We start from the raw sequence: 21,485 nt of genomic DNA on the forward strand, positions 1-21,485 counted from the left end.
GTTGCCGTACAAGCGGATCAAACATTAAGGGAAACTGATTTTTTGCTGGAATTAGGTAATGAAAACGATTTTATAAAAGGAGTTGTTGGCTGGGCAGACTTGCGAGCGGAAAATATTGATGAAATCTTGCAGAAATATAGTCAACACCCAAAACTAAAAGGATTCAGACATATTGTTCAAGGCGAGCCTGATCCTAATTTTTTACTAAGACCTGATTTTTCAAATGGAATTTCCAAACTAGGTAAATATAACTTTACCTACGATATCTTGGTTTTTCCACATCAATTGGGAACTGTTCTGGAGTTTGTAAAGAAGTTTCCGAATCAAAAATTTGTGATTGACCACATTGCAAAACCATATATTAAGGATGGCTTTTATGATGGATGGGCGGTATTAATGACCGAAATAGCAAAACAGGGAAACGTATACTGCAAATTATCGGGAATGACAACTGAGGCGGATTATGAGCAATGGACACCAAACCAAATTAAACCATATATAGATTTGGTATTAAACGTATTTGGAAGTGAGAGAATTCTGTTTGGTTCTGATTGGCCGGTGTGTTTGGTCGCTGGAAATTACCAAAAAACAAAAGCATTGGTAACAGATTTTATCGCAACTTTTTCCAAAACCGAACAAGAAGCTATAATGGGTAAAAACGCAGTACGGTTTTATAATTTATAAACAATAAAACAATATGGATTTAAGCTTAAAAGATAAAATAGTAGTAATTACCGGAGCTGCAGGCATCGAAGGCAGTATAGGAGAAACTATATTGCAGAAATTGGCTGATGAAGGGGCAATATCGGCAATAATAGATAGAAACGACAGGGGTTTTGGCTATGTAGAAAAAATACAAAAACGAGGTATCGATGCTCTTTTCTGTAAAACAGATGTTACTCAACCAGAACAGATTGAAAAAGCCTTTAAAACCATAATTGAAAAGTATAATAAAATTGATATAGTTATCAATAATGTTGGGGTTAATGATGGTGTTGGCTTGGACGCGACCTATGATGAGTTCATGAATTCCCTAAAATTAAATATGGTTAGTTATTTTTTAGTAGTAAAACATGCCTTACCTTATTTAAAAAAATCGAAAGGAAATATTTTAAATATAAGTTCTAAAGTTGGGTTGACAGGGCAAGGCGGTACATCGGGTTATGCTGCTTCAAAAGGTGGCGTACTAGGATTAACACGCGAATGGGCAGTTGACTTAATTAAATTTGGAATTCGATCCAATGCTATTATTATTGCAGAAAGTTGGACGCCCGCTTATGATACCTGGATAAAAACCTTGGAAAACGGAGAAGAAAAATTGAAATCTATCGTTAAAAAAATCCCATTGGAAAATAGAATGACCACGCCCGAAGAAATTGCTAACACGTGTTTGTTTACCATATCAAATTTATCATCGCACACCACTGGTCAATTTATATTTGTCGACGGTGGTTATGTACATTTAGACAGATCTTTGTTAACTGAGTAAATCCGATTCCTTAAATTTTATCTTATACAATCAACTTTATTAAATAAAATACCAAAAACCAAACTTAATGAATTCACCAAATAAAATACCTGTAGTTGCCAAATCGGTTATTTTACCGTTTATTTTAATAACCTCTCTTTTTGCTTTGTGGGGTTTTGCAAACGATATAACAAACCCAATGGTTAGGGCGTTTCAAAAAGTTTTAGAATTATCAAATGTGGAAGCCTCGTACGTGCAGTTTGCTTTTTATGGTGGTTACGGTTTAATGGCTATACCTGCTGCATTATTTGTAAATAAATATTCGTATAAAAAAGGAATTCTACTGGGATTGGCATTGTATTCGATCGGAGCCTTGTTATTTTTTCCTGCAGCACAATACGAAAGTTATGCCTTTTTCTTGGCTTCATATTATATTATAACCTTTGGACTTGCGTTTTTAGAAACTACTTCCAATCCCTATATTTTGTCAATGGGTGCAGAAGAAACGGCGACCAGACGTTTAAACTTTGCCCAAATGTTTAATCCAATGGGTTCTATTGCAGGGCTTTTAGTGGCTCAAAATTTTGTTTTGGGAGCTTTAAAATCAGATGATGTTAATGCAGATGGCACTTCTATTTACGAAACGTTATCAGAAACTGCTAAAGCAACGGTTAAAACCGAAGATCTAGCAGTTATTAGAAATCCCTATGTTATTTTAGGATTGGTGGTGCTGTTATTTTTTGTAGCTATTGCTCTCTTAAAAATGCCACAAAACAAACATCAAGAAGCTAAGGTGAATTTTATAGATTCTGTTAAAAGGTTATGGGTGCAACCAAAATTTTCATTCGGCGTTATTGCTCAAATATTTTATGTGGGAGCTCAAATTATGTGTTGGACTTACGTATATCAATATGCAGAAACATTGGGAATAGAGAGTAAGCAAGCAGTTTGGTTTGGTCTTGCCGGTTATATAGTATTTTTAGTAGGCCGAATTATAGGTACTGCATTAATGGAAAAAATAGATTCAGGTAGGTTGTTGATGTATTTTGCTCTTGGAGCAATTTTAACAACTTTTGGAACGATCTTTTTACCTGGAATAAATGGTATTTATGCTTTAATTTTAACTTCGGTATTTATGTCCATTATGTTCCCGACTATTTACGGAATTGCCCTAGAAGGACAAGGCGAGGATGCAAAATTTGGAGCTGCATTTTTAGTAATGGCAATTGTAGGCGGGGCGTTATTGACCCCATTGCAAGGAATGATTTTAGATATGGGAGGAACGGGCTATGAAGATGTTGTGAGGTTTGGAGTATCTGAAATGCGTTTTTCGTTTGTAATAACTTTAATCTGTTTTGTTGTGATTGCTTTTTATGGTAAAATGGTTTATGGAATGCATAAAAAGCTTAAATAATACATTATGAAAACCAAAAGATACTGTTTATCCTTAGATTTAAAGGATGATCCAAAATTAATAGCAGAATACAAAGAGTACCATGCCGAAGGCAATGTATGGCCTGAAGTGGTTAAGAGCATTAAAGTACTGTTTTAGGGTAAAATCCACCCAAATAGTTCAAAATCAGGGTAAAATTAAGGTTCGAACCGTAAATACCTGTGGTTTAAACCGTAAAATTTTGCGGTTAAATTCACGAAATATTGCGGTTATTTATTCTTTTAAGAAAAGAATCCTCTTTATGTTTATAGCTCACTCTTAGGAGTGAAAAAACGCTATGAAAAAGCCACAAATTACACACCTTTTCCTTAAGGGTGTTTTTCCTATTGTGTAAATAATTCATGGCTAAAATTTAGTATTAATTAAATCCGCTGCTATGGACTATGAACAAAAAGGAAAAGTATATGAATACTTTATTAGAAAAGTTTTTAATTGTGAAAGAGGAAGACGAAAGGGAGCTGAACGGACACTAATGATTAAGTTATTTTTAAATGAAGTAACTCCTGTCGATAAAAAAGAAAGAGTGCCACGAGCTTGGCAATTTCAAAAGGTTAAACGCTATATTCATGCGGCCGTGAGTAAATGTAGGAAAAAGAAGACTTTCTTACGCTCTCATCATCAATTTGACGAACTGTTAGTTAAACTAGCTGACTCAACCACCCCTAATCAGTTGATGGAAGTCGTTTCTTTAAGTTTAAAAAAAATACAAGTGTTAGAAAAAGAGTATAGAGAATATAGAGAACAAAAAAAGGTTGCGGAGTATCCCAAGTATAAAAATAGAAGTGCATAACATAATTAGGAATTAAAAAAATAATAATCAGGGTTGGAGATTAAGTTATTAATTTATTCTAGGAAAATTGCAAGAACAATTAAATTTAATACAAAAAATAATAAGCACTATTTATGCTAATCAGGATTACAGCTTAAATAGAATCTTTGTTTTATTATCTAGAGTATTTAAAATCAATAAGCCTTATTTTGCTAATTATCCAATGCCATGAATAATGGAACTCAAAAATTTAGAGAAAAAGTTTTGCATATATTGTAACCACCTTATCGTATTTTTAATTCATTTGATGATAAATATTACTCCCCCTAATGATTATAAAAGTTTATTATGATTATCATTCCAGAAGCATTAAAGAACTATTTGATTTGTTACAAGTACCTGAAATTGAACGTTAAAAAAGTAAGTCAAATCTAGTAGGGTAGATGTCAAGATTCATTATGATTTGTAAAAATAACAATTATACATCCCAGTAATAGCTTATACAAATACAAGTATCTCTAAGCCAAAATCTTGTATTATATTTAAGATGGTATCAAAATTTATGACATCTCTATTTTGTTTTTCATTAATCATTTTTTATGTTCTACCGTACTATTTTCAAATGACTATATGCAGATTCCGTATGCTCTAATCTTTTTAAAGAATTGGTCTTAAGATTAGCCTTTAATCGGTTCATATCTTTACTGATTTTCTTTTCAATCACCCTTGCATATTTTTGAGTTGTCGATAATTTTTTATGCCCCAATAACTTAGATACGGTTATGATAGGAACCCCGTTTAAAAGTGCTACTGTAGTTGCAAACGTATGACGTGCCACATGAAAGGTAAGGTTCTTGTCAATATTGCTGAGTTTAGCTATTTCTTTAAGATATTTATTGATTTTTTGGTCGCTAAATAACCTTAGAAGCGAATAGCTGTTCCCAATACATGGATAATCCTTGTATTTTTCTAAAATTTCTTTGGCCTCGTCCAATAATGGCAACTTTACGGGAGTACTCGATTTCTGGCGTCTTACCATAATCCATTGCTCCCCATCTATTCCATTGACAATGCTCTGTTTTTTAAGTTCTTTACTTCTATATAACATAGCCCCGTATAACAAGCGAAAACAAAAATATCCCTTACCAAATTCATGCTTTCATTGGATATTGGAACAACTGCGATTGCATCTAGCTCAAATTGTTCTAAAAAAAGACCATCAAATTCTTCATATTTCAATTCGTACAATGCGAACGGGTTTATTCTGATCCAACCATGTTTAAAGGCTATGTTCGTAAGCTTTTGCAAACGTTCGAGATGCTTCATGATTCCATTATTGTTCAATGGTTGGGATTGGCGTAGGGGAGGGCAGGTATGCAGGTAGCTTTCAAATTTCACAATAAATGAATAGTCCAATTGGCACAAATGGACATCATTCGATTTGAATTCTTTCGCAATAAAGCGGTCAATATATTTTTCGGTAGCACGGTAATTCTTAATGGTTCCCTGGGCTAATTTTTTTAGTTCCTTGTCCCTGTGATATTCTATAAGTTCTTTGCAGGTCAAAATAGCTTTATCCTTGCCTAAATACCGTTGCCTTACGGCATGTGCCGTAATAAACCTGCCTTCTTCTTTGAGTTGTTCGTAAGCTTTTTTAATTTTGGAATGTACATCATCAAGAACTCCATTGATGTGTTTTTGCGTTTTTCACTTTTTTCTTTGTTCGACTTGCTAGAGTGCACCAATGCTCTTCTAAAACGGCTTCCTTGGTACTTACATCAACGGGAGTACTATCTATCCAAATACGTGCATAGATCGGGATTGTCTCATTCTTTTTGATTGAAGACTTTTTCAACCAAAAATGGACATTAAATGTGTGTGTAATTGTCATTACTTTCGTTTTTAATGAAAAATCAGTTAAACGAAAGTCAAATCGCCACGAAAGTCAAATACGGGCTGTGAACTACAAATTTAAGAAATTATTTCTTAAAAAATAGGACACTATATAAGACACTAAGAGATATACTCTCAAATGGAAACGAAAAAAGCCAGTAAAAATATATTTTACTGGCTTTCATTAATTTAGGTATTAAACATTTTGTTTCAATACCCTATCTGTCGGGGTGGCAGGATTATAAAAAATTCTGTAACCCACTATATTTTAGTATTTTAAAACACTTTTAACTATATGTGTTCACCTAATTGCACACTAAAGTCAAAAAGAACTATTTAAAAACAAATTTAATTTGTCTTTACAATGGTCAAATATACAATTTCCAATAAAAAAATGTAAAATAAATTATACTTTTTACATAGATGGTAGAAGTTTAAAAATAGATCTTATACTTAAAAAACGACTTTTCTATTTAAAATGTTTTTTAACCTCAAGCAACACACCATACAATTTCTTAAGTCAAACACTATTTCTTTTTTAACGAAATAAAAAATAAAACTATACTTAAACCTATGAATACGTATTGAAACAGCTTTTGGTCATTAAAAAGTGTCAACCCTAGTACTAAAAACAATATCCCAAAAATAAATATGTTGTTTTTTTTCATTTATTGATATTCACATTTTAAGATGTACTGTTACTCTAAGCTTGTCAAAGCGAATTTTATCTTAAGTACTGTCAATTCTTATCAAATATAATTATGAACTAGAATGTAGTCACAACAAAACAGAATAAGTTAAGTTCAAAAACAGTATTTAAACCTTTTTATTAATCAAAAAAGAATATTTATTAAGCCCATATTTTATTTTTGAAATGCCCTATAATATCTGTGTTAACTTATATCAAATCTTTTAATCTAAATATCAATACCTATTCTAAATTTTTATGAAAAACAATCTAATTTTAATCTGTTCCTTTTTTCTATTTGTAGGGATTTGTAATGCTCAAAAAGTAAAACTAAAAAATGATATAATTTTTATTAACGGTAAAGAAACCTTGAGCTATGCGAAGAAGTCTCATAATAATGAGTATGTTATTTATGAGTTACATACAAAAAATGAAATCATTAATGTTCTAAGCAATATTAATGACGGTTATAAAAAAATACTATTTGTCAAATCTAAAAAGAGTTTAGAAACCACACTAGGCTACTGGAATAAATCATTTATCAAATGGCTTATTGAACAAGACGTACTGACCTTGGAGGGTAAATTAAATAGTGACCAAATCGACATTTTTATCAAAAAATATGATGAAAAAATAACACAAAGAAAGGGATATAGAAACTAATCATATATTAACACTAATATGATGAAACTACTCTACTACCCAAGCATCTGCTTTTTTATATTATTCATTCAGTATTTTATAACCTATATATTTTCTAAAGAAAGAGACATAACAATTATAAAAGGCAATTTACTGTCTATAATTTTGGCATCACTTTTTTTAGGCGGAATACTTTATTTATCATCTGTCTTTATTAAAAACTTTGATAATGGCGTACTATTCTATATGCTTTTGTCAATGTCTCTTTATGGATATTGGTTTATTTTAAACCCGCTTCAAAAGGTACTTTTATCAAAAAAACACAAAAGAAATTTTTTAATTGAAGAAGATCTAAAAAATGAAGGATTAAATTTCAGAATCTTTTTTACAGATAAAATAAGCACCAATGCAATGGCAACTGGTATTGTTCCTTTCTATAAAATTATAATCTTAGCTAAAGATTTAAAGGTAAACTTAGATTCCTCAGAATTAAAAGCTATTGTTTATCATGAAATAGGACACCACAAAAGAAAGCATATTTTCATAATGTATGTATTAAACGTCATAATCCTAAGTTTATATCTTATGGGAAGTACAGTAATGAACGAGTTTGATTTTCCAAATAAGTTTTTCGAAGGGCTATCTGTCTTTTTAGGGGGCGCTTTGTTTGTCCTTATTGTTTATTATATACCTAACAAAATCATGTACTTTTTAGAGTATGATGCAGATTCCTTTTCTGCCATCAAAAATGATCGTAAACATATGATTAGCGCTTTAAAAAGTTTAGATGAGTTATCAGACGGAAAGTTGACAAAAGGAAATATTAATCATCCAAATTTAGAAAAAAGAATAAAAAATCTAGAGTTGTAAATTCACTAAAAAACATCACAAACACCTAACATTGCGTACAAAGACCGTATTTAAACCGCTATTGAGGTTTTTTTAAGATTATTTGTAATAGGTCTATATAATTTAGCTGATAATAAATTTTAACAACAATAAAAAATTATGAAGACAATCAAGCAATTAACGATTTTATTTCTTTTCGCATTTGTATCACAAACCGCATTTGCCCAAGAAACCATTAAAACACATAGCTTTAAAAAAGGTGAGGTATTAGATATTTTGCTGGTAGAGCGAAAACCAAACATAGAAAAAGAATATAAACGATACAGAGAAACAGCATTTACAGTTGCCATCAAAGAGAGTTTTAAATTACTTCAAGCCTCTGGCACATCTAATCTACAAGGTAATATTGAACCCAATGTGTTTATTATTGGTAAATGGGACAATCTCGAAAAACGCGAAAATTTTTTAACAGATATTTACAATCAAGTTCCAGATTTTGATGAGCAAAGGCGAACTATCTTTTCAATTTTCAATTTGACTTATTATGAAATGCCAAAAGATGTTACTTTTAGCATCAATAATGAAAAATATAATGTGGCTACTGCTTACTGGAAAAAAGATGATAAAAATTTTGATGCATTTTTAAAAAAGTATAAAAAAGAATCTAATTCAAGTGGTGGGAAAACCGTGGTAGAATTAACCAATGGTAAATCACCATATAAATACTATTATAATCCAGATTATTTTGTGATCACGGAATGGGACAGTAAGGAAGAATTTGATGAATTTCACAAAAAGAATAATAAAATGAATACTGAAGGCTTATTAAATGTCAATCAGTTTTTGATCAAGTAGTTAAATATAAATCAATATGCAATCCATCTATAATCAACTCATTTATTTTGCCTTTTTTCAATGTGTGCTTTTACTTATGGTGTATGTGTTTTCTTCAAAAAGAAGAAAACTCGTCAATAACTACCTCATAGTTTTAATTATTGCCATTCTTTTAGGGCTGATTGGCAAAACATTACATATACAAGGCTATTTTGGACAAGATTTTAGGTTGATTGCATTTTCAGAACTTGCAGGCTTACTTTTTGGTACCACAATTTATTTATTTACCAGAACATCATTTTTAGGAAAAAACTATAAAACGGCAGATTTGGTGCACTATATACCTGCATTAAGTTATACGGTATTTGTGGTTTTTTATTTTATGTTACCCTCTAATCTTGCTATGAAAGATAGAATGCTTTCTGGTGAAAGTGATAGAATTATATATTTATTTCACGCTATGGGTTTAATAGTAAATACAACGTATTGGTTTATTAGCTTTAGAGGTTTATTGCTATTTAGGAAAAAGTTAAAAAATGAGCTTTCTTATTCCGTTAAAGATTCTTTTTTCTACAACCTGCACATTGTGGTAGGTATTTGTTTATTTGTATGGTCAATTATTTATGTAATCAGTTTGTTTGGCCCCATAATGATAGAGCGCGATTTTAGAACTGTTGTTTGGCTCATTATGTCATTTATAGTGCTATTTATTGCTTATTATAGTATGATTTCGCCAGACATATACAAGCGAAAGCCTCTTAACATTGTAAAAAAGTACAATCAATCTAAATATTCTAATGATGATTTAGATCGCTTAAAAACCCAGCTTGATGCTGTTATGCAAGACAAAAAGCCATACCTTAATAATAAGCTGTTAAAAGCTGAATTATCTGAAATGATAGGTATATCTAATCCTGAAATGGCACGATTATTAAACGAACGCATTGGTATGAACTTTTTTGAATACGTTAATTATTACAGAATTAAAGAATTTATTGAAGTTGCTAAAGTTAAAAAAGATGACTTAACCCTATTTGGTATAGCCCAAGAAGTAGGTTTTAATTCTAAGGCTACGTTTATCAAGTCTTTTAAAAATTTAATGGGTACGACGCCCTCGCAGTATTTTAATAATTAGGTACTATATTTTATGCCATTTAGAGGAACATTCCTAAAACAAACAAGTAGTGTAACAAAAAAATAAACTTAGCGTCATATAAGTGTAATCAGCAAAAATCTTTATTATAAAGCTACTTGACTTAAGTATTGAAGGAAAAAATTAATAATCAACAGGAATATTCTTGGTAATGAAAAAGTTTTCGTGAATAATAAACTGGTTAGTCAAAAACGAACTCTTTTTGGAACTAATCATAACATCGAGATTAATGGAACCGAGTATGACCTTAAATATACTATAAAAGATGCGTGGAAAAGATTAACAGGAAAATCTGTAATCCAAATTAATTCTGAAGGTGCATTAATATCTGAACACAGTATAAAAAATCGTGCCTTTTTAACCACACAATTTATAATTGGATTTATTTTAATGTACTGCTCATATTTAATCCTTATGATGATAATAGAATCTGCAAAAAACGGATTTGTACATTACGCACATTAAAAGTAATCTTGATATCCAAGATTAAATCTTTGAATTATATAAGTAGTTTGGGCGAAAAAACTGCACACAAAAACGTGTTTTATAAAAACCCAAGTCCAGTTCTCTATAGGGAATTAATAAACTTTCAGCTTAATCGCCTATTGAGGTGAGCGTACAAGAACTTAGAATATAAGCAATTAGCAATTTAGCAAAACTCTATTTGTCTTTTAAATTTTATGTGACGTAGTTATAACAATCGTAAAATTGAGAGTTTCTCTACGTATATCCACATCTGTTAACCATATTTTTTTAGATGCAGTTTAAAATTTACTATTTATTAATGTGTTGGGTTTAATGTATACTACCTTTTCTTTGAAGTCTAAAACAATGTGAAATCGTTTTAATAAATTTCCACCCATTAATGCTGGAATAACAGACTTAAATTCTGTTTTAGTCAGATAGGCAGGCATATTGTAAATTTCAAATCCTGCAATGTCAAATTTTGGTAACAATACAACATCTGATTTTGATACACTACCATCTGTTCCTGAAGATGTAGCTTCTCCAATAACTTGAAATTTATTTAATAGGTCGTTGTTTTTTACTTCTTCAGCGTAAATAAGTAGCTCACCATTGTAACCAATATCTAACATTGCAAGTATTTTAGATTTTTTTCTTCCATTATAAACTATAGTTCCTATATATGGTAAATTATTAATAAACTTTAATTTACTCTTTGTAAAATTTTTTGATAATTCAGGAAGAATATCATAAACCACTAATTCTTTTTTCTCATAATTAATTCTCACTTTTTTAGTTTCAAAAAAGTTCCAACCAATAATTCCATCTAAAATATCGTTTTCTGGATATGAAATACCAAGAATATTAATATTTCTGTAAGTTCCATTTCCAAGCTTTATAGAATTGTTTGAACTCAACTTTTCATTAGATTTTCCGTTTGTACCTTGATTTGAAACTATGCTATCGAAAGCAATTTCTAAATTATGGTGCTTTAATCTCGTTGTATTAAGAACTGTAATATTAGCTCCTAAATCAAAAACCATACTCAAAGTATCAGATTTGTTTATTGAAGCCTTTATATAAATTCTATTGTCATCTTTAAGTTCAAATGGAATTATTTCCTGTGCAAATGCTGTATTTGATAGCGTAAAAAATATTAAAATTTTAAAAAGTTTTTTCATTTATTGTGTATTTTTTTAATTATGGGCAACGATTTTTATAAAAAATCATTGCCTTTTTTCTCATTAGTATCTCGCTTCTTTCGCTTTACAGAATTACCCTTTCCACCAAAACGATAAGATAAGCCAAAATAGACAGTTCTACTATTCCAGCTAAACTCACCTGCTTGAACTAAAGGTCTATCACCATTAAATGAAAATTGTTGCGTTTTAAAAATATCATTCATATTTAAACTTAACGTCCCTTTTCGGTTTGCAAAGCTATAACGAGCACCAGCATTTACAAAGTAGAATGCTTCGGTTTCAAATTGTAAATTTCTATTTGCGCCTCTATACAAACCAAATAATTGAAATGTTAGGTTATTGTCAATTTTAAAATTATTAGTCATCTTAATATTGTATAACACATTATCAACTTCAATTTCTTGGTCTTCAGCTATACCTTTTTGAGTTTGTGCATAGATGTCAAAACTGGCATTGAAGCTCCACCAATCCAACGGTTTGTAATTTCCGGATAACTCAAAACCATAGGCTGTATTATCCTCGTAGTTATTATAAGAAAACAATATTCTTGATGGTAGCTGTGGATCCTGAAATGCGAATCGTGTAATTTCATTAGAAATAGCTCTATAAAAAAATCCACTTGTAATACTGCCTTTATTTAATTTTCTTGTATAATTTGCTTCAATTGAATTTGTAAACTGTGGTTTTAAATTAGGATTACCAACATTTGTTACACGAGCCGAAGACCAAACTCGTATCGGATTAATTTGGTCTAAACCAGGTCTATCCACCCTTCTACTAAAGCTTAATTGATACGAATTATTTTGAGTCTCGGTATTTGGTGTATATTTTAAGAATGCCGAAGGATAAATACTAAAAATTTTATCTTCAAATAATTCATCATTGGCATTAACTTGTTTAAAAAGACCTTTAACATCATAGTTTTCGATGCGTGCGCCAATTTGATATGCCCATTTCCCTATGTTTTTACTATAATTTGTATATAATGAAAAAATGTCCCTATTGTAATTATAGTTTGAATTAAAACTATCATTATTTGATGTAGTAAACGTATTGTCTATTTGTTGCAGACGAGCTTCGGCACCCATTTCTAAAGTTGCTGTTTCAGATAATGGATTTACATAATCTAGATTAATGATGGTATTGTTTCTTGAGTTATTAATATCATCTACATAGTTATTGGTATTCGTTTCGTTTTCAATGGTAAAATCTGATAGTTCACCGCCATTATAGGTGTTGTAATCAAGTTCTAATTCTATAGTATGATTGTCCTCATTAAAGAAATGCTTATAATCAAAGTTATAGCTCGCATTTGTGTTGTCCCTTTCACTATCATATCCTTGATTAATAAACTGGGGTTGACTATTAAATAAAACTCTGTTTTTACTTAAAACATCACTATCAAAAATATTCTGGTTAGTATAAACAGAAATGGTGTTTTTATCGTTTATAAAATAGTCTAAGCCTATTTTGAATAAGTGCGAATCACTATCACTTGCAGAATTCCATTTTTCATTAGAATTGTCTTGTTGTCTAAAAATGCTTCCTACTACCCTTCTTTTTCTATGATTAAGCCCGTAGCTACCGTAAAGATTAAATTTTTCAGCCCTGTAATTTAGCGTAGTACTACCATTATACTGCACATTATCCCAAATAATAACACCTGTGTTTATAGAACCATTAAAACCTGTGTTTGTGTTTTTATGCAACACAATATTTATTATGCCACTCATACCCTCTGGGTTGTATTTTGCTGAAGGATTCGTTATCAATTCAATTTTTTTTATCGATGTTGAAGGGATTTGTTGAAGCAGTTGGTTCGCACTTATATTTGTTGGTTTCCCGTCTAAAAGTACACGAACATTAGTATTGCCACGCAACGATAAATTACCGTCTTGATCTAAATCTACAGAAGGAATATTACCCATAATATCTGCAGCAGAAGCACCAGCCGTTGTTAAATCTTTACCAACGTTTATTACCTTTCTATCGATACGCTGTTCAATGGTAGAACGTTCTGCAATAATTTCAACGCTATCTAATTCTTCTGTATTCTCTTCAAGTGCTATGATACCTAAATTGGTTATTGCACTACTTATATTTATCTCTTTTGTAACAGTTTTATATCCAATAAATTGAACCTCTATAAGTACTGGTCCAAACGAAATATTTTCAATTTCAAATTGACCATCATCATTTGATATACTGCCCGTTATAACTTTGCCATCTACTGTATCTTTTACAATAACAGTAGCATAACTAATGGGTTCTTTCAATACTTTGTCTATTATTTGACCTGTAATAGTCGTTGTGAGATTATTAGAATTTTGAGCATTACTTATGTGCATATTGGAACAACATAAGATGATTGCGAAAAAAATGTTTTGAATAGTAGCCTTCATAATGTTTAAATTTTGAAGCAATAGTATTCAATACATACCTGAAAGCATCTTATAAATTTGTTAATGGAAGTTCATTAACCGTTATACTACTGAATGGAAGATTTACTGAAAGTTCAACTACAGTATTTGCACCTTAAGTACAGCTATATAGTAATAGTTTTTTTGTGTAAGTTGAATAGAAATATACGAAATTAGTGTAGTTGATAAAGGACAGTTCTTTTATCTCATTGTCTCAAAAAACTTGGACTTATAAGTTACACCAATAGGAATTATTTGATTGCTAATATGTATTTGATTGTCTGTAACTTTTTCAGCTTTATCTAAATTCACAATAAAGGAACGATGTGTTCTTATAAAGTTGTATTTTTTTAATTTTTCTTCCCAATTGCGCAGACTGTCTAAAATTATAATATCCTTATTTTTCATAACAACCTTAACATAATCTACTTCAGCTTTTAGAAACAGTATGTCATCTGTAGTGTTTTATAGATTGTTTTATCTGCATACAAAAATAGTTGCTCGCTATTTTGTTTTTCAATATGCAAATCCCTAACTCTTGAGACTGCTTTGAAAAAGCGACTGTAAGAAAATGGTTTTACTAAATAATCAATTACGGCTTCTTCAAAAGCTTCAATGGCGTTATTAGAATAGGCCGTGGTTACAATAACTTTAGGCGGATTTTTAATTGTTTTCAGAAAAGATAATCCGTTAATTTCTGGTAACTGAATATCTAAAAATAGAACATCTGCATGTTCTAATATATCTAAGGGAATGTCTAAACCACTTTCATATACCCCTAAGCTTGATAAAAATGGGGTTTTATCAATATAGCTTTGCACAATTTCTTGAGCAGCGTTTTCATCTTCTAAAATTAGACATTGTATCATAGCTTAATAGTCAAATTTATTTTAAATACATCATTTTCCTTAACAATGACTAAGTTGTGTTTCTTAGGATATAGTAATTCTAAACGTTTTTTTGTGTTTTTAATTCAAATTCGCCATTATCATTAGTAGAAACACCATCCACTAAATTTATATTCTTATACACCGCAACGGTTGCAAATGGAATGCTTTCTTGACTGGCAGTATGCTTTACTACACCTTTGTAAGTTTGAGAAAAAGAAAAAAAGAGAACAATAAAAAAAATACTAAAAAGAAAAAGTCTATCCATTTTATGAGTTTATGTTTCATAACATCCACTTCTTATTTCTTATCTAAAACTTTAATCTGTGAATGGCTTATTTTAATCTGTAAATAAGCCATTCTCTACAATTATTCCTTTTGTAGAATTAGATAAATTAGAAGTGTTTACATGACGAAGGATTGTAAAGCAAGAGGGTAACACGCAGAGCGGTGTTACTATTTTCATATTTAATTGATTTTCAATTAAATACACTTGTTTTCAGTATTTTATTTTTTTGTAATTTGGTGCAAAAATAAAAATGAGCTTAGTAAAATCAAGGATTCATTGTAACAATTCAATAAAATATGGATAATTTTAATACGATTCGGTTAAAGAAAAAGGTCATTGAAAAGTTCAAAGAATATTCTAAAAAAACAAGTCCAAGTTATTCTGAAACACTAGATTATATGATTGCCTTTTTTGAAGATACAGGCCTCTCTCCTTATGATACAATGCACAATCCTATTTTATCATATACTAGAGCTTTAAGTAAAAGAACAAAAGCTGTAACAGATATTTTAAGAAATATTGAGAAAACGCAATTGATACCTACTCGTGAAATGTTAGAGTCGTTATTTGAAGAAGTAGAAAAAGAAGAACCTGTTTATATTGAAAGAACTCAAGAGGAAATTGAAGCTTCTAAAACAGAAACCGAAAAATTGTTGGATTCATATGCTAAAGAATTAGATAAAAATAGAAATGAGTTATATGAAGTGAAAAATGAATTTAGCTATCTCTTAAACGAGCTGTCTTATATTAAAAATACATTTGGTAAAAGTTATTATAAACTAGATATGTCTAAAGAAAAAATTGAAAAGCTAAAATCAAATTTTCTCTAATTGGTTTTGTTTAATCATCATAATGAATAACTAACGCACTCGCTTATGGCTCGCTTGTTTCATTTTTAAAGTGATGGATTCTCCTAGCTAAATATGGAATTTATACAAAAGGTATCGATGATACCCAACCTCTAAATCCATCACTTTAAAAACGGATTCTCTTTATGGTGAAAATTTAGATTATTTAACTACTAATAATTGTTTCTGTTTTTTTATTTCAAAACGTTTGAGTAAGTTTTGAATATCCTCACTAATTTTAGATTCAATCACTCTGGCATAAATTTGAGTAGTTGATAATTTTGTATGCCCTAAAAGTTTAGATACAGTTTCTATAGGAACTCCATTTGATAACATAACTGTGGTTGCAAAAGTATGTCTAGCAACATGAAAAGTGATATTTTTATAAATACCACAATCTTTTGCTATTTCTTTTAAATAAGAATTTGTTTTCTGATTGGAGCAGAGTGGAAGCAAAGTTTTTGAGTTCGTGTTTTTTGAAATATCTCTATACTTATCAATAATGTCTAACGCTTTTGGTAAAAGCGGAACTTTTACGGTTTCATTTGTTTTTTCTCGTTTGGTAAATATCCAGTAATTACCGTCTATGCCTCTAGTGATTTGATTTAAGGTAAGTTCCTTAACATCTATATAAGACAAACCAGTATAGCAGGAAAAAATAAAACAATCTTTTACTTTTTCCAATCGTTCATTATTGTACTGGGTGCTTTCAATAAGTTCTAATTCACGCTCTGACAGATATTGTCTATCATATTTATCAAACTTTAGTTGAAACTTGCTAAAAGGATTTTTTGCTATCCATTCTAATTTAATAGCTAAATTTATCATCTTTTTAAAACGTTCTAAATGTTTCATTACACCGTTATTTGCCAATACAAATTGTTTCCTTGAATTTCTATAGTTTCTTAAATACTGTTCAAAATCAATAATGAATCTATAATTCAATTGCTTTAAGTAAATATCCTTTACTTTTAATTTTCGATTTAAATAGTTGTTTAAATACTTTTCTGTAGTATAATAATTCTTCATTGTTCCAAACTTCAATACAGTAATCATATTTGTGTTGTGATATTCAATAAGTTCCTTTAATGTTTTATGAGTATCGTCCTTACCAAGGTAACGAGCTTTAATCACATTGGCTGAAATGATTTTATCTTCCTCTAATAACTGTTTATGGCAATCTAGTAGTTTGTTATAGACATAATCAAGATAGTTGTTTAGAATTCTAATTTTAGTGGAAGTTCCTCGCCCACGATTTTTAGTATTATCCCATTCTTTGAATAGTACATTTCGTTTAAGGCTAATCTCTGAACGCTGTCTATTAACAGTTATACGAACATAGATAGATACTTGATTCTTGGCATTGCGTGATTTTCTAGTAAAGAAAATGATTGAAAAGGTGTTGTTTGTCTGCATTTTACGCGTCTTTAGTTAAACAAATATTTTGTAAAGACGAAAGTCAAATTGCTCTTAAAAGCTCCTTAAAATTACAACAATTCTGCGAAGAAAGTGTACACCTAATTGCACACCTTTTATACTGTATTTAATGATTTCATTTGATATCATAAAAAACAAAAAACACTGAAAATCATACAATTAACAGTGTTTTAGTTAGACCTATTACTAGGTTCGTCGGGGTGGCAGGATTCGAAACCCTAATATAACCCCTTGTATTCCAGTGTTTTATTTGTTAATTTCCAAAAGAGGACATCAATTAAGACATCAACGTGAGCGTTTTAAGCTTTCTAAGTGGCAAATCTAATAAAATGAAAACAAATAACAATATATAGAAGCAAATTAAATTGAATTTTTTCAACAACTTTTTTTCAAGAAAAAATATCTATTATTCATACAATATTTCCGAAAAATAAACGTCGCAAAATGTTTCTCGGAAAAGGGACGGCATAAAGCAGTTCGTACCTCACTATTTATTCCGTTTCCTTTCCGCTCCAAAATTTTGTCTTCCGTTTGGTCGATGCTCAAATATTGTTTAATCTTAAAATTTCATTATTATGGAAACAAAAACAAAGTCGAACGGAACAGCAAAAAAAGTAAATGCAACCGTTAAAAAGGAAGTACAAAAGAAATTGACCAATGAGGCTATTGGGAAAACTGTTGTTACAGAAAAGAAAGCAACGGTTGAGAAACCTAGCGTTAACTTGGACGATCGCATCCAAAAGTTTGAAAAATTGAGAGGTCTGGCCACGCAACGAGAACGATTGACTCAGACCCTGAACGAGCTGACCAAGTTCAACTACAATCAAGACGATTCGAGTAGCTTCTATCTTCGGGATTCACGCAATCTAGAATTTAAGACAACCAACACAAATCTAATCAAGTTGGTAACATCACATTTACAGTCCACATTGGAACAACGTAAAGCAGAGATTGAAGAACAGATTGTTCAGTTCGAGCTTTAATGTCAATCTTCTTAAATGTGAAAGCCTGCTCAATAAGAGTAGGTTTTCTTTTTTTATTCATCTTAAAATTTTCAGTTATGTATTTAAACAATTTACAACAGGACGAGATTTTCATTCCATCGGAAATGAAATCATTGCAAAGTATTACCGGAATCCAATCCCGTAGGGGACTTGAAAATGTTATTATATCGAACGGTAAAGTGGTCAATGTGGTATCGAACAGCTATGGCCATATTTCCAATGAACTGTTCTTTAAGAAAGCGGAACAGCTCTTGGTCGATGCCAAGCTAAGTTACCACAAACGCACTATTAACCGTAACGACAGGTCTTTCGTTATCGATTTTATCATCGAGGATAAAAACCAATTTGAGTTGAAAAACAAACAGGACCGGATTTTGCCGATGCTCCGCTTTAAGAACTCTTATGACGGTAGCGAAAAGACTTCTGGTCATTTTGGTTTTTACAGACAGTTATGTTCCAATGGGTTGCACGTATCACAATCCGAGATTGCCTTTTCCATTAGGCATACCAAAAACAGCACGGATTTAATAATGCCGAATTTGAACCGGTTGTTCGATAGGTTTTTTGACAATGAGTATTATGGCATTACTCGAAAATTCAGGGAAATGGAAGCCATAGAAATCCTCGACACCAAGGCTTTTGTCAAGGAAATTTTGGAACGCACCAAGTTGTTCCGATATGAATGTAGCGATAAGAATGATGACCCATCGAAAAAATCCCGTGAGGTAATCGAGCTTATCAACGATGAATCGTTTCCAACGTATTCAAAACCGAATCTATGGGTAGGCTACAATGCCTTTAATTGGATGCTTCACAATACCTTGAAAAAAAGCTTTTCGCAACAGGAAAAGTTGGACAGTAAACTGTTCGATGAAATATATGATTTGGTTTAAACTACCATAAAAAAGGTTACTCCAGTACCTTTTAAACTGGAGTTCTAAATTTAGTTTCTGCTAACCATTCCGTTCAGCACTTTGCCGCTTCATTCCGTTGCTCTGAATTTAGGGCAAAGAGCTTCTCTTAAAAAGTTCTTGGACATCATCCTCGGTTTTGGCTCTCCGTTCCGAAACTTCGGGACTGGAAAGGTTAGCTTGTCCTGAGCGAAGCCAAAGGGCTACATTCCCAAGCCAAAACCGTGAATTAAGTCCGCCAGTAATCGGAAAGTCAAAGCCTCGATTTTCTTAACAGAATTAGCGGCAAAGCCTACTTTGGTCTTTGCTCGATAATTCCTAAAATCGAACCTTTACCTTGCAAATTTTAAGGGGTTTATAATGGATGAAGCCTTTGTTGTTTTTCGGGACAGCGAAAAACAGGCATGGCATAACCAATTCTAGAACCTGTCTGCCGAAAGGCAACATAAACCCATCTGCTCTGTTCGCTTAACTGACGGTACGCTCTCGCCACAAATGACTTTATAAGAATTGCTAATGCCATTATAGAACTTGTCAAGACTGTACAAGTTTTAGTGAAAAATAAGGTTTCTACTTCCTTGAAAACCAAAAGACCTGCCTGCCGGCAGGCAGGTTTTACTGCGTCGCAGACACTCCTGATTTATTCCCTAAAAGTCTTGACAAAACCCACTTCATCCATTGTGCTATGCACGAAAGAAATCAAACAAACACCCCTTAAAATTTAATCTGAATTGAATTGAAAGGGGAAATATTAATCAAGCCTGCAAAAAAGGCTTTTAAAACAATTTATTATGAGTACCATTAAAAATCACGTACAGTTAATCGGAAATGTTGGACAAGAACCAACCATTACGAACCTTGAAAGCGGTAAGAAAGTAGCCCGTTTATCATTAGCAACCAATGAATACTACAAAAACGGCAAGGGCGAAAAGCAAACGGACACCAATTGGCATACCGTTGTCGCTTGGGGAAAGACTGCCGAAATCATCGAAAAGTATGCCGAAAAGGGCAAGGAAATCGGTGTGGTCGGAAAACTAAAAACCCGAACCTATACCACGGACGAAAACAACAAACGCTCTGTTACCGAGGTGGTAGCCGATGAAATCCTTTTGATGGGCAACAAGTAAGCAAAAATAAAGAGGGTGTTCCCTTGGAAAGTAGCACCCTCTTTTCATCATTAATCTTTAAAGAAAATAACAATGAAATCGAAGATTCACGAATTCCAAAATAAATATTCAACAATGAGTAAAGACAAAGTTAACGAAATACAAATAAGCTATCGAGATAAAATCAGCACTTTAAAGTCGATGGCGATGAACAACTCGCAAGATGTGGCGAGGTTGCTCTATAAGAATTGGGATAAGGACACCATTGGACTACAGGAAACCTTTAAAATCCTGTTGTTGAACAATTCCAATAAAGTTAAAGGAGTTTACCCATTATCATTAGGAGGTATTACCGGTACTATGGTCGATTTGCGAATCCTTTTTGCCATTGTACTTAAAACCCTATCCATGGGCATTATACTAACGCATAACCACCCCTCGGGGAAACTGTTACCGAGCGAGGCGGATAAAAAGCTGACTCGAAAAATCAAAAAAGCCGCACGTCTTTTTGATATTACGGTTCTAGACCATTTGATTATTGCCCCTGACGGTGGCTATTACAGTTTTATGGACAACGGATTGCTATAACCTAAAAGCATATAATTATGGTCTATTTGAACTATAACAATCTCGATGATGAAACCCAACAACGTTTACTTTCTATGTCCAAAAAGGAAGTGGAAAACAGATTTGGGGAACAACTTAAGAACTATGCCAGGGAACATTATATAAATTATAAAACCCTCTTGGAAGAAGAAGCGATACGAAATCTATACAATTATAAGTATGTTTTCAATATTTGAACATCAAATTAAACCAAACAAGCCCTTTTATTATGAGGGCTTTTTTTTATGCCCAAACCCATAAATTCCATACCTTTACAAGGTTAAAATATCATATATTTTAATGGTCATCATTTTATTGACCCGCCACGGCGGGCAGGTTTGACTTTCCTCGATGACCATTTCCATAGAAATGTAACATAGGCAACCGATGATAATCGGTTTGTTTGGAAAATTTTGGTCCGCCAGAGGCGGACGAAAAAGATTTCCATGATAAAACCAAGTAAAAAATGAAAAAAATTTTAAACAAGAAATCAATAAAATTAAGCAACAATTTTTCGATAAGGTTTTTGTCTTTTAATAACGGCACAAATCCTCAAAACAA

26 protein-coding genes are annotated in these 21,485 nt (G+C 31.6%); 16 read left to right on the forward strand and 10 right to left on the reverse strand.

Features of this window, described 5'->3' with window-relative positions; all coding sequences use genetic code 11:
- The 5 genes from UMM65_RS17190 to UMM65_RS17210 all read left to right on the forward strand — a co-directional run.
- Window positions 1-684, forward strand: a 684-nt coding sequence (locus UMM65_RS17190; protein ID WP_321978357.1) for an amidohydrolase family protein, incomplete at its 5' end; no start/stop codon positions are given.
- 13 nt (window positions 685-697) lie between these two features.
- Window positions 698-1,489, forward strand: coding sequence for an SDR family oxidoreductase (locus tag UMM65_RS17195; RefSeq protein WP_321978359.1), 792 nt, complete (start codon window positions 698-700; stop codon window positions 1,487-1,489).
- A gap of 67 nt (window positions 1,490-1,556) precedes the next feature.
- On the forward strand, window positions 1,557-2,882 hold the full coding sequence (fucP, locus tag UMM65_RS17200) for an L-fucose:H+ symporter permease (protein ID WP_321978361.1): 1,326 nt from the start codon (window positions 1,557-1,559) through the stop codon (window positions 2,880-2,882).
- A gap of 6 nt (window positions 2,883-2,888) precedes the next feature.
- Window positions 2,889-3,020: an L-rhamnose mutarotase gene (locus tag UMM65_RS17205; RefSeq protein ID WP_415859576.1), complete on the forward strand. Its 132-nt coding sequence runs from the start codon at window positions 2,889-2,891 to the stop codon at window positions 3,018-3,020.
- 277 nt (window positions 3,021-3,297) lie between these two features.
- The gene (locus tag UMM65_RS17210; protein ID WP_321978363.1) at window positions 3,298-3,711 is read left to right on the forward strand and encodes a hypothetical protein; all 414 of its coding nucleotides are present in this window, start codon (window positions 3,298-3,300) and stop codon (window positions 3,709-3,711) included.
- 583 nt (window positions 3,712-4,294) lie between these two features.
- Here UMM65_RS17210 and UMM65_RS17215 read toward each other — a convergent pair.
- From UMM65_RS17215 to UMM65_RS17225, 3 genes are all read right to left on the reverse strand, one after another.
- Window positions 4,295-4,798 carry a site-specific integrase gene (locus UMM65_RS17215; RefSeq protein WP_321978365.1) on the reverse strand — a complete coding sequence of 168 codons (504 nt, stop codon included), beginning with the start codon at window positions 4,796-4,798 and terminating at the stop codon, window positions 4,295-4,297.
- Window positions 4,747-5,256: a site-specific integrase gene (locus UMM65_RS17220; protein ID WP_321978366.1), complete on the reverse strand. Its 510-nt coding sequence runs from the start codon at window positions 5,254-5,256 to the stop codon at window positions 4,747-4,749. Before UMM65_RS17220 ends, UMM65_RS17215 begins: the two co-directional genes overlap by 52 nt.
- Before the next feature lie 109 nt (window positions 5,257-5,365).
- A complete protein-coding gene (locus UMM65_RS17225) occupies window positions 5,366-5,581 on the reverse strand; it encodes an Arm DNA-binding domain-containing protein (protein WP_321978368.1) in 216 nt (71 codons plus the stop codon).
- A gap of 948 nt (window positions 5,582-6,529) precedes the next feature.
- On the opposite strand from UMM65_RS17225, the gene UMM65_RS17230 reads away from it, so the two are divergent.
- The 5 genes from UMM65_RS17230 to UMM65_RS17250 all read left to right on the forward strand — a co-directional run bounded on the left by UMM65_RS17230 (window position 6,530) and on the right by UMM65_RS17250 (window position 10,214).
- Window positions 6,530-6,934 (forward strand): hypothetical protein, encoded by a 405-nt coding sequence (locus UMM65_RS17230; protein WP_321978370.1) that lies wholly within the window; start codon window positions 6,530-6,532, stop codon window positions 6,932-6,934.
- A gap of 21 nt (window positions 6,935-6,955) precedes the next feature.
- Window positions 6,956-7,783 carry a M48 family metalloprotease gene (locus UMM65_RS17235; protein ID WP_321978372.1) on the forward strand — a complete coding sequence of 276 codons (828 nt, stop codon included), beginning with the start codon at window positions 6,956-6,958 and terminating at the stop codon, window positions 7,781-7,783.
- Window positions 7,784-7,921: 138 nt separating this feature from the next.
- A complete protein-coding gene (locus UMM65_RS17240; protein WP_321978374.1) occupies window positions 7,922-8,617 on the forward strand; it encodes a hypothetical protein in 696 nt (231 codons plus the stop codon).
- A 16-nt stretch (window positions 8,618-8,633) separates the two neighbouring features.
- Window positions 8,634-9,731: a helix-turn-helix domain-containing protein gene (locus UMM65_RS17245; protein ID WP_321978376.1), complete on the forward strand. Its 1,098-nt coding sequence runs from the start codon at window positions 8,634-8,636 to the stop codon at window positions 9,729-9,731.
- A 183-nt stretch (window positions 9,732-9,914) separates the two neighbouring features.
- Entirely contained in the window at window positions 9,915-10,214 is a 300-nt protein-coding gene (locus UMM65_RS17250; protein WP_321978378.1) for a hypothetical protein, read from the forward strand.
- A gap of 299 nt (window positions 10,215-10,513) precedes the next feature.
- On the opposite strand, the gene UMM65_RS17255 is transcribed toward UMM65_RS17250, so the two are convergent.
- The 5 genes from UMM65_RS17255 to UMM65_RS17270 all read right to left on the reverse strand — a co-directional run bounded on the left by UMM65_RS17255 (window position 10,514) and on the right by UMM65_RS17270 (window position 14,991).
- The gene (locus tag UMM65_RS17255) at window positions 10,514-11,395 is read right to left on the reverse strand and encodes a retropepsin-like aspartic protease (protein ID WP_321978380.1); all 882 of its coding nucleotides are present in this window, start codon (window positions 11,393-11,395) and stop codon (window positions 10,514-10,516) included.
- Window positions 11,396-11,430: 35 nt separating this feature from the next.
- Window positions 11,431-13,818 (reverse strand): TonB-dependent receptor, encoded by a 2,388-nt coding sequence (locus UMM65_RS17260; protein ID WP_321978382.1) that lies wholly within the window; start codon window positions 13,816-13,818, stop codon window positions 11,431-11,433.
- Window positions 13,819-14,037: 219 nt separating this feature from the next.
- Window positions 14,038-14,244 (reverse strand): LytTR family transcriptional regulator DNA-binding domain-containing protein, encoded by a 207-nt coding sequence (locus UMM65_RS17705; protein ID WP_415859577.1) that lies wholly within the window; start codon window positions 14,242-14,244, stop codon window positions 14,038-14,040.
- A 29-nt stretch (window positions 14,245-14,273) separates the two neighbouring features.
- The gene (locus tag UMM65_RS17265) at window positions 14,274-14,705 is read right to left on the reverse strand and encodes a LytR/AlgR family response regulator transcription factor (RefSeq protein ID WP_321978384.1); all 432 of its coding nucleotides are present in this window, start codon (window positions 14,703-14,705) and stop codon (window positions 14,274-14,276) included.
- Window positions 14,706-14,784: 79 nt separating this feature from the next.
- Window positions 14,785-14,991: a peptidase associated/transthyretin-like domain-containing protein gene (locus tag UMM65_RS17270; protein WP_321978386.1), complete on the reverse strand. Its 207-nt coding sequence runs from the start codon at window positions 14,989-14,991 to the stop codon at window positions 14,785-14,787.
- 317 nt (window positions 14,992-15,308) lie between these two features.
- Between UMM65_RS17270 and UMM65_RS17275 the strand changes: the two genes are divergently transcribed.
- Window positions 15,309-15,842 (forward strand): BfmA/BtgA family mobilization protein, encoded by a 534-nt coding sequence (locus UMM65_RS17275; protein ID WP_321978388.1) that lies wholly within the window; start codon window positions 15,309-15,311, stop codon window positions 15,840-15,842.
- 180 nt (window positions 15,843-16,022) lie between these two features.
- On the opposite strand, the gene UMM65_RS17280 is transcribed toward UMM65_RS17275, so the two are convergent.
- Window positions 16,023-17,276 (reverse strand): site-specific integrase, encoded by a 1,254-nt coding sequence (locus UMM65_RS17280; RefSeq protein ID WP_321978390.1) that lies wholly within the window; start codon window positions 17,274-17,276, stop codon window positions 16,023-16,025.
- Window positions 17,277-17,872: 596 nt separating this feature from the next.
- On the opposite strand from UMM65_RS17280, the gene UMM65_RS17285 reads away from it, so the two are divergent.
- Window positions 17,873-18,280 (forward strand): hypothetical protein, encoded by a 408-nt coding sequence (locus UMM65_RS17285; protein ID WP_321978392.1) that lies wholly within the window; start codon window positions 17,873-17,875, stop codon window positions 18,278-18,280.
- A gap of 77 nt (window positions 18,281-18,357) precedes the next feature.
- On the forward strand, window positions 18,358-19,194 hold the full coding sequence (locus tag UMM65_RS17290; RefSeq protein WP_321978394.1) for a DUF932 domain-containing protein: 837 nt from the start codon (window positions 18,358-18,360) through the stop codon (window positions 19,192-19,194).
- A gap of 373 nt (window positions 19,195-19,567) precedes the next feature.
- Here UMM65_RS17290 and UMM65_RS17295 read toward each other — a convergent pair whose 3' ends face one another.
- Window positions 19,568-19,750 carry a hypothetical protein gene (locus UMM65_RS17295; RefSeq protein WP_321978396.1) on the reverse strand — a complete coding sequence of 61 codons (183 nt, stop codon included), beginning with the start codon at window positions 19,748-19,750 and terminating at the stop codon, window positions 19,568-19,570.
- Between the two features lie 253 nt (window positions 19,751-20,003).
- Here UMM65_RS17295 and UMM65_RS17300 point away from each other — a divergent pair, with 253 nt between their 5' ends.
- The 3 genes from UMM65_RS17300 to UMM65_RS17310 all read left to right on the forward strand — a co-directional run bounded on the left by UMM65_RS17300 (window position 20,004) and on the right by UMM65_RS17310 (window position 21,121).
- Complete coding sequence (locus UMM65_RS17300; RefSeq protein ID WP_321978397.1) at window positions 20,004-20,339, forward strand: single-stranded DNA-binding protein; 336 nt, start codon at window positions 20,004-20,006, stop codon at window positions 20,337-20,339.
- Between the two features lie 114 nt (window positions 20,340-20,453).
- On the forward strand, window positions 20,454-20,906 hold the full coding sequence (locus tag UMM65_RS17305) for a JAB domain-containing protein (RefSeq protein WP_321978398.1): 453 nt from the start codon (window positions 20,454-20,456) through the stop codon (window positions 20,904-20,906).
- Between the two features lie 17 nt (window positions 20,907-20,923).
- A complete protein-coding gene (locus tag UMM65_RS17310; RefSeq protein ID WP_321978400.1) occupies window positions 20,924-21,121 on the forward strand; it encodes a hypothetical protein in 198 nt (65 codons plus the stop codon).
- Window positions 21,122-21,485: the final 364 nt, after the last annotated feature.

Origin of the sequence: Aureibaculum koreense (assembly GCF_034296135.1) — a bacterium.
GTDB lineage: Bacteria > Bacteroidota > Bacteroidia > Flavobacteriales > Flavobacteriaceae > Aureibaculum.